The organism is Burkholderia sp. Ac-20345, from assembly GCF_017104825.1.
GTDB classification, from domain to species: Bacteria; Pseudomonadota; Gammaproteobacteria; order Burkholderiales; family Burkholderiaceae; genus Burkholderia; species Burkholderia lata_B.
Window position 1 is genome coordinate 41,105 of sequence record NZ_JAAGPO010000065.1, and the last position, 10,754, is coordinate 51,858.

Below are 10,754 nucleotides of genomic sequence, written 5' to 3' on the forward strand. Positions count from 1 at the left end.
TCATAATGCGCCATCGATAGCGAACGCGCCGGATAACACCTCAACGCATTGTTCGCCGACGCCACTACAGGCGTGCCCGTTGAACGGTCAACACGCGTAAGTAGCAAGCTTCGACGCCCAATGCCCACGCCCTGTCGCACTCACGGAGACGCTTGCGACGAACCTCGCATCGATGTGAGCAACGCAGCAATCGTCACCGTTGCACTGCTCGTCGCCGGATCCTCGGGATCCGTAGCACGATCTACGCGCCTGCAAATCGCACTCGTCAGGATCGACGTCGCGGATGTAGACGTAGATCGATACCGCACCGTCGAGTTGCAACACCTCGTTGAACGCGGCCAGAATCAGTACGCAACGACGCAGAGCGTTACGGGAGGCGAGTGCGGCGATGAGAAACGGCGATCCGGCCGACGCCATCTGGGCGGATTCAACCGGTCGTCGCAACACCTTCAATCGAGGAGGTGTTGCTTGGGTCGAAGTGTAAAACAGGTGTATCAGTTGGCAGGGTGAGGATCGATGCACTCGCCGGGGGGGCCGTCGCTTCGGCATGAACCCGAGCGTCTAATTTGGAAGCGGATCGCCACCGGTATCACATGCGAAAATGCAGCATGGGCGGTCGAAGTATCGCAAGCGGTAGGCTCGCGTTGGTTCCGCCATTGTGACTGCATATCACTCTTCATGTCGAATCCGATATCTGGTAGGTACTTGTCGTTTGTAGCGCGAGAGGAGATAGCATTACATTTGACCAAAGGCTTTGGGGGCGCGAGATCGCTCGCCGTATCGGGCGCAGCCCATCAACCGTTTCGCGGGAGCTCACCCATAACGCTGCTACTCGTGGCAGCTGTCTCGAGTTGCAGCGCAATATCCGGTACGAATGGTTCAATCGAATATCTGTATGACTTGACAAAAATGTGACAGCGGATGGCGCTTGACATGCATCACCTCTCCACTACAATAAAGTCTCTTTGGGAGAAGAGGATGGCTTGGCGGGGTTGGGGAACTCACTGTCAATGTCATCGGGAGGGGCCTCGTCTAACCACGAGGCTTTTCTTTTTTCTGTGCCTACGTCACCAGCCTTCCTGCCGCGATCAGCGCCAGCAGTTTGGCGTGTTGTCTCCGAAACCATTCCGCGCGCCCGACAATGGCGTCGAATCGAATTTCGCATCGCTCAGGATCGGCAAGTAAGAACCGTCCGGGTTCCGGGAGTGGAGCCGTGCGTTCGTGTCTTCTCCTTGCTCGATGATACGCAGTTCATAGTCGAACGTACGGTGCCGGTTGCGGCCTGGTCTTTGAGAGCACCGAGAGTACGAAACGGCAGTGGGCTTTACGTAAGAGAACGGTGTCGTTGGGCTGGCCCTAGAGCGGCCCCATGTATCTGAGGACACAAGGATTCTCTTAAAATAAGCAATAGTCTTGTGCCCATCAGTAAGCCTAGCCATTACGTGGAAGGCATCGAAATTCCGACCGTGCCGTCGTCGGTGCACGGTGCAGGAAAAAATCGCCATCGTGCAGAAAACACTTGAGCCGGGAGCATTGGTATCGGTCGTGGCGCGTCGGCACGACATCAACGCCAACGTCGTGTTCGGGTGGCGCAAGCAATATCGGGAAGGTAAGCTGGAACTGCCAGTACTGGCGCCATCGGCCATGACAGGCACGGAGTTGCTGAGCGTAGGCGTGATAGATTTTATGTCGATGCTGCTGGCGCTGCAACTGACAGAAAACACGACGTCGAAAGTGACAAGCGGTGTTCCCGCACCGATCCCCGTGTGCGAAATTGAAGTGGAAGTCGGCAAACGGCTCGTGCGGATTCGCGGGCTGTCTGCCGAGCGCGCCCTAGCATTCCTTCAGGAATGCCTGAAATGATCACATTGCCGGCCGGCACCCGCATCTGGCTTGCGGCGGGCGTCACGGACAACGTTTCAATCCAGCGTTGACACCATGGAGTGCGCGCAATGTCATGCACCTTGAGCGCGCACGCCGTACCGAACCTTAACTTGAGACACGTTCGACCGGCGCCAGCCCGAGTCGCTCGCGCAGCGTGCGCTCGCGGTATTCGCTGCGAAACACACCGAGCCGTTGCAGGCGCGGCACGACCTCGTCGAAGAAGCGGCCCGAATCGCCGGGCACGGTTGGCGGCATCACGACGAAGCCATCCACCGCGCCGGCACGATACCAGTCGGCCATATGCGTGGCGACGTCGTCGGCCGTGCCGACGAGCCCGAACCCGCCACGCCCCATCCATTGCGTGAATTCGCGCACCGTCATGCGCTCGGCGCGCGCGTGGCCGATAAGGTCAGCGAAGCGCTCTTTGCGTTCGATTTTCGGCAGCAGGTCGGGCACGAGGTCATCGAGCGCGTGCTGCGACCAGTCGTAATCCATCGTATTCGACAGATGCGTGAGGGTGGCGAGCGGATTGAGCCTCTCCTGCAGGAACCGCAGCTTTTCCTCGGCGTCGGCGCGTGTGCGGCCAATCACCGGTTGCAGCCCCGGTAGGATTTTGAGGCTGCCGGGTGCTCGGCCCTCGGCCGTGACGCGTCGCCGTAAATCGTGCGCGTGTTCGAGGGCGGCGGCTAGCGTCGGCTTCTCCGATGCGAAGATGACGTCAGCATGGCGTGCGGCCGCGTCGGAGAACGCGCGCGAGCCGCCCGCCTGAATCGCCACGGGGTGGCCCTGCGGCGGCCGACGCACGGTCAGCGGGCCGCGCGAGGCGAACCACGGCGTGTCGATATCGGCGCGGCGCACGCGCTCGCCGCGCGCATACACGCCGCTGGCCGCATCGGCGACAATCGCGTCGTCGCCCCAAGTGTCCCAGAGAGTGCGCAAAGCATCGATGAACGCCTCGGCGCGCCAGTAGCGCTCCTCGTGCGCGGGCAGCGTTGCGCCAAAATTACGCGCCTCGCCGCCGCTCGTGGAGGTCACGACATTAAAACCGGCGCGGCCCGCGCTCAGGTGGTCGAGCGTGGCGAGCGTGCGCGCGACCGGAAACGGATGCGCAAAGCTGCTCGAAATCGTGCCGGCCAGGCCGATATGTGTGGTGACCACGCTCAGCGCCGACAGAACCGCGAACGGGTCCGGCCATTCGAGTGCGCGCACCGCGAGCGCATCGGCAAAGCTACCGCCGTAGATGTCGTCGATAGACAGCTTGTCGGCCATGAACACGAGGTCGAATTTCGCCGCCTCCGCGCGGCGCGTCAGCTCGACGAGCTGCATGACGTCGAGCGGGTCGGGAGTGCTTTCGGCCAGCGCCCGCCAGCCCGCGTGATGGCAGCCCGCCGGTGCCAGAAACAATGCCAGATGCATGCGTCGATACCCTCGTGCAAGAAGGCCCGCCTCGCGGGCTGGTGGATTCGAGCGTGCGATGCTAGCGCTGCGAACCGATGCCGTGAAACGATGATTCCCGATAAGCAATCCGCGCGCATGGGCATCGGCGCAAGCGCACGGTGCCGCCTGCCTCCTTGGCCGCACGTCCCTGCCTCTCCATCGTGAGGGTACAAGAGGTGGACGCGAAATCATCTGTCGTACACTTGACCTTACCCCGCCGAGTACACCATTCGTAAGTTAGTGGGCTCGCCGTTTTTAGGTTGATGCAGTTGCCGGAATTGGTCCGGCGCCAGTTGCCCCAAGGCACTATGCGGGCGCACCGAGTTGTAGTCCGTGCGCCACGCTTCGATTCTCGTGCGTGCATCGTCGAGACTGACGAACGCATGCTGGTTCAAACACTCTTCGCGCAACCGTCCGTTGAAGCTCTCGATGTGCGCGTTTTCCACCGGCTTACCTGGACGGATGAACTGCAGCTTGACGCCATGTTCGTGCGCCCATGCATCGAGCGCCTTGCTGACGAACTCTGGCCCGTTGTCGACCTGAATCAGATTAGGCTGCCGTCCCCGCTGACGTAGCTGCTCCAGCTCGCGCAGCCGCTGCCGCACTTCGTGGTCGACGTCAGGTGGCACTGGCCGTCGGAACGTCCGGCGATTCAGGCCAACGAGCGCGCACGCCCGGCGCTCCGAATAGTCGTGCTGCTCCATCACCTGCTGCACGACTTCCCGGCGCTGCGCGGGCGAACTCACTTTTTTCCGAGAACGTCCTTCAGAACCTGGATGTCCAGCGCCTGGTCCGCCACCAACCGCTTGAGTCGCTGGTTTTCCTCCCCCAACTGCCGCAATCGCCGTGCTTCCGACACATCCATGCCGCCGTAGCGGCTACGCCAGTTATAGAACGTCGCATCCGATATGCCGTGCTTGCGGCACAAGTCTGCGACCTTCATGCCGGCATCGGCTTCCTTCAGCACCCCGATAATCTGCTCTTCGCTGAACCGCGACTTCTTCATGACAAGGTTTCTCCTGCTGCCTTGCCACTAACTTTACCGTGGGATACTTCAGAGGGGGAAGGTCAAGCGCCATAACCACCCTCATTGCGCCCAATCGTGTGCAGGAGAAAAAGTCCGTCGCTGCGAAGGCATTGTTTCACAACGCGCATATACACCGCATGATTCTTTCGGCCGACATGCTCGAACATGCCAAGACTGACAACTCTGTCAAACTGACCTTCCGGGTCTCGGTAATCCATAAGCAGCACTTCAACGGGAAGCCCCGAACAACGTTCTTTCGCGGCGATTGCTTGTTCTGCAGAAATGGTAATGCCTGTGCATTCGCCCCTATATTTAGTTGACGCGAATTGCATGAAACTTCCTCAGCCACATCCGATATCCAGTACTCGCATGCCGGGGCGCAATCCGAGTTTGTTGCAGACGAGATCGAGCTTATGTTCCTGGGCCGCCTCAAGTGTGCTGCAGTTCTCCCAGAACCCACAAGTATAGGTCATACGCTCATCGAGCATCGTGGCGTAGAAACTATTCCCAAGATCGTAGTGGCTTTTGCCTACTTGCCACGCACGCTGGACATTTTGCAAATTAAAAAACGAGCTCGCAAATGATGGAGGACGGCCCGAGTGCCGCGTACTTCACGGTCCACACGTGAGCGCAACAAGCGGTCGAAAAGTTGGTCAAGTCGGGCACAATCCCAGTGCCCATCCATATAGGCTTCGCCAAATCCGAGACTGCCGTGAGCGAGCACGCGAGCAGGCACACTGGAGTCATGCAATTGGATATCCCAAGGGCGGGTGCCGCCGATTCTTACGTCGGCGTTCGCAAGAATACTCTCGATGAACTGTAATGTGTGGTTATCGCTGCGCGAACCTCGCGGGGGAATCAAGCCTTCAGATGCGCTCATGTGATGTGCTTCCTCTTTTGGGGGCATGACGTAGGCGGAAAATTCACGTACCTGTCATCTGTTTCTGGAATGATATTTGACTTGATGTTGTGCAGAGTTATCGTGATTCGGAATTAACTTTTCTGTGCGAAAAGGGTGTCAGGGGAGCACGTTCCGACTTTCTAATAAGAAATACTCCTCGATGCAGCGATGCGCTGGGTCATGACGGGAAATGTGTCATGTTCAAAACTGTTCGAAGGAAAATGGCGAAGTCATCAAATAAAATGACAAGACCGATGCTGTACCGCTGAGGCATGGTTCGATTGTCGAAGAAGCTATAATTGGCTCGCATGGAGTCGAAATTCTCTTCAAACTTAAAGTTTTGATATGCAAAGTAATTCGAGCTTAGTATGGCTGTGCGTGCCATGTCCAGAATTCTTTGTCCGGGCGCGTATATTTATATCGACTGAAAATCGATAATTTATTGGAAATAGTTTTGGATGGGGCGGTGTCTCTTCTTGCGGCTGTATGTGCCGTTGAATAACGCGAGAAGATGTTAGCTCGAACAAATTAATGTTTGGAAATTGTATTTCTTTATTGCATGAATAGCGCTGACGCGGTGCGAAAAATTTGCGTGGTTGCGGGCCCATTTAGCACTGTGGCGACAGCAGACCCTTGCTCAGGGAGTGCATGGATTGCACAGCAATTTCAAGTGAAGTGGCAACGCTATCTGGTCATGACGCGGAAGTCTTCCGAGGTGCATTGCCTAGCGCGCAAGATGCATATGCTTTCGTCGGTTCGAGGTATGCGACCATTGACGAATTGAGCGTCTGGGCTATCGTAACAATTGAAAAATACGAATGGACAACAGAATGCGAATAGCAAAGACTTGCTCTGAGCTTTCGTGTGTGGCTTCGAGCAACCCGTGGGGCGGTTTTGTTACTGCCATCGGAGTCAAATTTCCATGCCTTGGCTTACTATTTTGTTTAGGATGTTCGCCCTCCGAGATTGCACCTAGCGATTCTGGCTTGGGCCTAAAAACAGAGGCGAAAGGAGCGTCTTGACTCGGACTGCCGGCGACTTGAGAGTAAGCAGATCTGGTAGCCTCGAAGTCACGGAGGAAAGTGCGTGTCGACTGAGCGACAGTGCTCTTTCAATCACGCCGCATGCGTCTTGCCGATTCGCAAGGATTAACTAAAAAAAATGATCCATTTTTTATTTTGAGTATAAAAGAAGTAGAGATCGATGCCTGTCGATTTCATTAAGGCGGATCGGGTGGTATGGTGGCGAATGTCTGGTCAATGCGTGTCGATCGATTTGGTTGATTGCAAACATAGATTTGAGGTTGGTAAAGTTGATGGCTTCATATAGAACTCTATTGTCTGAGCTTGAGGTTGTGGCAATTCAGGCTGAGGTGGCGCGTTTAGCCGAACTCCAGGTCGTTGTTGAGGATATACGTGAGAAAGTTGTGCTGTACGGAATCACCAGTGCGGACATATTTCCGAGGCCGGGCCGTCGTCGAAATGGAGGGAGGTCGCCAAGCGGCAAGACAGAATTGCCTCCAAAATATCGGAACCCAGAGACGGGGGCCACTTGGTGCGGTCGAGGCAGGCGACCCAGGTGGTTGGCTGGAGCGGAGAATATCGATAAGTTTGTTATTGATTGATTTGTGAATTTAATGTGTAATTTTTCAAGAAAACTGCAAGTGTATTGATTCTTGCGTGAAATGATTACCGTGTTACGCAGGTTAATAACGATTTGGATCCCTCGGCCGTGCGATCCAGTCATATCCCTTTCCGCGCCGGCACTTTCTTAAGCAACTTCGTCTCACAACCTCAGGATGGCTTGCGCCAAGTTTGTTTGTCTTGGCGGGTTCACAGAACGCCGTTACCATTCTCGCATGCACCGGTAGGCTGCAGGAAATAAGGTGAACGATTTTCTATCATCGGATATTGATGGCGAAACAAGGTACTGTGTGATTTTCTCGTTGCGCTTGCAGATTGGCCTCGCCTTCGTGGCTGCAACCGTATAGGAAAACAGATAACACTGACGATGATAGAACTGATGGCGTTTGCTTGTAGATTATTTGAGAGCGGCCTTTGGGGGTTCTCGACATTGAGCCCTGTTCGCTTATATGTGGCAGAGCCTTGTCGGTCAGATTCTATGGTGACCGGAATGTGCTTGCAGTAACTAGTGCGCAGGCGCCGTGCCGCGCCTGCAATAACTGTCGTCACTCGATTGTCAATTCCTCACTCTTGTTTTAGTCGTGAAAAGCCGACCTATCAGATCGGCAACACATATTGGTATTCGTTTTGGATCCCGTTGGTGGATGGTATTCAGTCGTGAGAGTAAGGTCAAAAAACCGTTCAGAGGAACGCGATCAGCAGAGTTTGTCGCACTTCGGTTAAGGAAATAGGATTGGAAGCCGATTGGTCGTAAATTGTTCTGTAAATCGAGGGGCGTCGAGCTAATTTTACCGCCTACGCAAAGGGAAATCATGTTTGCCAATATTAAGATTGGTGCGAGACTTGCCGCAGGGTTCGCATTAGTTCTGCTTTTTCTGGTCGCACTCACGGCGGTCGGTGTCATCCAGGTTGGTAAGATCAACAGGAGTCTGATAACCATCAGCGACATGAATGGTGTCAAGCAACGTTACGCCATCAACTTCCGGGGTAGCGTACATAATCGGGCAATTGCGTTGCGCGATGTGGTGTTCGAACCAACGGTCGATCGAGTCAATGCCCAACTGGCATTGATTAGCCAACTGACCGAAGCTTATACTGAGTCGGCTAAGCCGCTCGATCAGATGTTTTCAGCTGGTATTGGCATTTCTGACGAAGAGCGGAAGGATCTTGGCAGAATCAAGGAGGTCGAGGCACGCACGTTACCGCTGATGAAAAGAGTGATTGATCTGAAGCAGGCAGGAAATGTGCAGGAGGCGACAACTGTTCTGCTGAACGAAGCTCGGCCATCCTTCGTTGACTGGCTCGACAGTATCAACGCATTCATCGACCTCGAGGAGAAAATGAGCCAGGAGCAATCGCTGAATGCCCGCTCAGTTGCCGGATCGTTCACGGTGCTGATGCTGGTGCTGTGTGCGTTGGCGATCGTCGTTGGCGCGGTGATTGCTTGGGTCGTCACCCGCAGCATTGTACGACCAATCCAGCGGGCATCGGAAATCGCGCAGGCAGTATCGACCGGCGATCTGACCGTGGAGGTCAACTCGGCGGCGACAGACGAAACCGGTGAGTTGTTGGCCGCGCTTCGGGCGATGCGCGACAGTCTGAGCAGTGTGGTTTCCGAGGTGCGTAACAGTACCGAAAACGTGGCTAGTGGCGCATCGGAAATTGCGGCGGGTAACATTGATTTGTCGTCACGCACCGAGCAGCAGGCCGCATCACTCGCACGGACTGCTTCTAGCATGTCGGAGCTGACTGAAACCGTTAAACAGAACGCCCACAACGCAAGTCAGGCGAATCAACTGGCTACCAATGCCAACGCGCAAGCTGGTGCTGGCAACGACGCGGTGCAGTCAATGGTGCAGACTATCGGCAAGATTCGTGATAGCTCGTACAAGATTTCGGAGATCAACGGGCTAATCGAAGGTATTGCTTTCCAGACGAATATCCTCGCGCTGAACGCGGCAGTTGAAGCTGCGCGCGCTGGCGAGCAGGGCCGAGGCTTCGCCGTTGTGGCAGGTGAGGTGCGTTCGCTCGCGCAGCGGTCGGCGGGCGCGGCCAAGGAGATTAAGGAGTTAATCGACTCGTCAGTCGCACTAGTTGAAAAGGGCTCGGCCCAGGCCGAAGGCGCAGGCGTGATGATGAGCCAGGTGCAGCAAGCGATTAGACGGGTGTCGGATATTGTGGGTGACATCGCGGCTGCATCAGAGGAACAAAGCCGGGGAATTGAGCAGGTCAATCAGGCGGTTTTGCAGATGGACGCAACAACGCAGCAAAATGCCGCGCAGGTCGAGGAGGCTGCGGCGTCCTCGCAATCGCTGCACGAGTTGAGCGGCAGGTTGCAGAAAGCCGTTAGCGTGTTCAAGGTAACTGGAGGATGCTGAAAGTGCGACTGACCAGTGCTGAATCGCCCCGGGTTTGTTGGGGCCCAACCGAATGGAGAATACAGCCACGAACAAGTGGAACATGTTTTCTGTCGAAGTCTGGGGGCGTGAAGTCCGCTTGGTGCGCGAGCATTACGACGAACATCAGTCACGGTGGGCGGCAATCGAATGCATCTCTGCCAAGAGCGGTGGCACGAGCTAGGTACTGCGGCAGCGGATCAAGCGGGACGAACGATCGACTGACCCTGTCTCGATTCCACGGCGGTCAGCATGAGGCTGTTCGCGGGCTGGGTGTGCTGGTGGCGACGTTGGGGAAGTGGTGCCGCAACCAACGCAAGGGCAATGCTGAAGTGACGACGGGGCCGTCACCCAGTACGCCGAGTTCCGGCCGTCGCCCAGTCAGTGATCTGGAATGGGAGACCGTCGGCTCAAGGTGCTGAGAGGCGCATGGTGTCGACGATGCGTAAACAAGCAAAAGTTGGAAGCGTATCGCCGTGTTGATGGTTTGCAGGTTATGCAGACCAAAGCTAGGACTTTACGGTGTGTGTCTTGCCAGCGTTCCGCTTCATCTCTGGGCAGTCACGTTAGCGCCAGCCGTAAATCACGTCACCACTGCAGTGTGTTCCATCGACATCTTGATGGTCAGGCCGTCCAGCTACTGTCCCTGCGTGACGGTTGAGTGGTCCTGGATGAACGTCGAAGACTACCTCTGCCGTGCCATGGACAAATTTGCAGTTGGCCGTCGTCGACGAATGCCTCGACGCCGTTCACGAAGCTCGCTTTGTCCGATGTGAGGTGGCGGCGGTGCGCTTACCACGAACTCAATGGTTCGCATTCTTTGTAGGCGCTTTCGACGTTGGTAAGCGCGGCCATTGTTTCTGTAACAGACGGCGGCGCACCCGGTTCGCCGATCGACAGTGCATTCGGTGCGCCGCCGATGCCGCAATGGTGGCGCGACGTCGCGACGAAAATCATCACGGTCGGCCGCTGCAGCGCGTGCGCCATGTGCACGAATCCGGTGTCGACCCCCACCACGAGCGCGGCCCGGCCGATCGCCGCGCCAAGCTCGCGCACAGTCATCGCCGGCAGCACGATCGCGCCCGGCGCGCGCGCGGCAATGTCCAGTGCATCGTCATGTTCGGCCGCCGAGCCCCACGGCACCAGCACGCGCATGCCACGCGCCATCATTTGCGTGGCGAGCGCGGCCCAATGGTTGGCCGGCCATTTCTTGTCGGGGTTGGACGTTGCATGGAACAGCAGCATGAACGGTGCGTCGTCGGTTACGGCCGCCGGCAGGTTCACGTCCCGCGGCGGGACGATGCCGTATGTGGCGATGCCCTCAGGCGCGTAGCCGAGTGCCTCACCGGCGCTCACGCGCATTCCGTGCCACGCGTCGCAGTCCGGTCGAGGGCCAAAGCGATGTGAATACGCGAAGCGTGCGCCCGTTTCGCCGAGATCCTGCGTTTGGTAGCCGACGCGGCACG

General features: G+C 56.8%; 5 protein-coding genes and 5 pseudogenes. 5 read left to right on the plus strand and 5 right to left on the minus strand.

Going from position 1 to position 10,754, the window contains the following annotated elements; all coding sequences use genetic code 11:
- Positions 1 to 516: 516 nt before the first annotated feature.
- A pseudogene (locus G3O06_RS49165) lies at positions 517 to 878 on the plus strand (helix-turn-helix domain-containing protein); the annotation flags it as partial.
- Positions 879 to 1,415: 537 nt separating this feature from the next.
- Positions 1,416 to 1,617 (plus strand): annotated as a pseudogene (locus G3O06_RS23255) (transposase); the annotation flags it as partial.
- A gap of 372 nt (positions 1,618 to 1,989) precedes the next feature.
- Here G3O06_RS23255 and G3O06_RS23260 read toward each other — a convergent pair.
- The 4 genes and pseudogenes from G3O06_RS23260 to G3O06_RS49175 all read right to left on the minus strand — a co-directional run bounded on the left by G3O06_RS23260 (position 1,990) and on the right by G3O06_RS49175 (position 5,228).
- A complete protein-coding gene (locus G3O06_RS23260; RefSeq protein WP_205817629.1) occupies positions 1,990 to 3,513 on the minus strand; it encodes an NtaA/DmoA family FMN-dependent monooxygenase in 1,524 nt (507 codons plus the stop codon).
- A gap of 17 nt (positions 3,514 to 3,530) precedes the next feature.
- Positions 3,531 to 4,327: pseudogene (locus G3O06_RS23265) on the minus strand (integrase core domain-containing protein).
- A gap of 62 nt (positions 4,328 to 4,389) precedes the next feature.
- Positions 4,390 to 4,908: pseudogene (locus G3O06_RS49170) on the minus strand (class I SAM-dependent methyltransferase).
- On the minus strand, positions 4,878 to 5,228 hold the full coding sequence (locus G3O06_RS49175) for a hypothetical protein (RefSeq protein WP_241020204.1): 351 nt from the start codon (positions 5,226 to 5,228) through the stop codon (positions 4,878 to 4,880). The pseudogene G3O06_RS49170 and the gene G3O06_RS49175 overlap by 31 nt, the downstream one beginning before the upstream one ends.
- 1,336 nt (positions 5,229 to 6,564) lie before the next feature.
- On the opposite strand from G3O06_RS49175, the gene G3O06_RS23275 reads away from it, so the two are divergent.
- The 3 genes and pseudogenes from G3O06_RS23275 to G3O06_RS49190 all read left to right on the plus strand — a co-directional run.
- Positions 6,565 to 6,873 (plus strand): H-NS histone family protein, encoded by a 309-nt coding sequence (locus tag G3O06_RS23275; RefSeq protein ID WP_205817636.1) that lies wholly within the window; start codon positions 6,565 to 6,567, stop codon positions 6,871 to 6,873.
- Positions 6,874 to 7,704: 831 nt separating this feature from the next.
- A complete protein-coding gene (locus G3O06_RS49785) occupies positions 7,705 to 9,270 on the plus strand; it encodes a methyl-accepting chemotaxis protein (protein ID WP_205817630.1) in 1,566 nt (521 codons plus the stop codon).
- Positions 9,271 to 9,533: 263 nt separating this feature from the next.
- Positions 9,534 to 9,689, plus strand: a pseudogene (locus G3O06_RS49190) (IS3 family transposase); the annotation flags it as partial.
- Between the two features lie 391 nt (positions 9,690 to 10,080).
- Here G3O06_RS49190 and G3O06_RS23285 read toward each other — a convergent pair.
- Positions 10,081 to 10,754, minus strand: a 674-nt coding sequence (locus G3O06_RS23285; protein ID WP_277403745.1) for a glycosyltransferase family 9 protein, incomplete at its 5' end; no start/stop codon positions are given.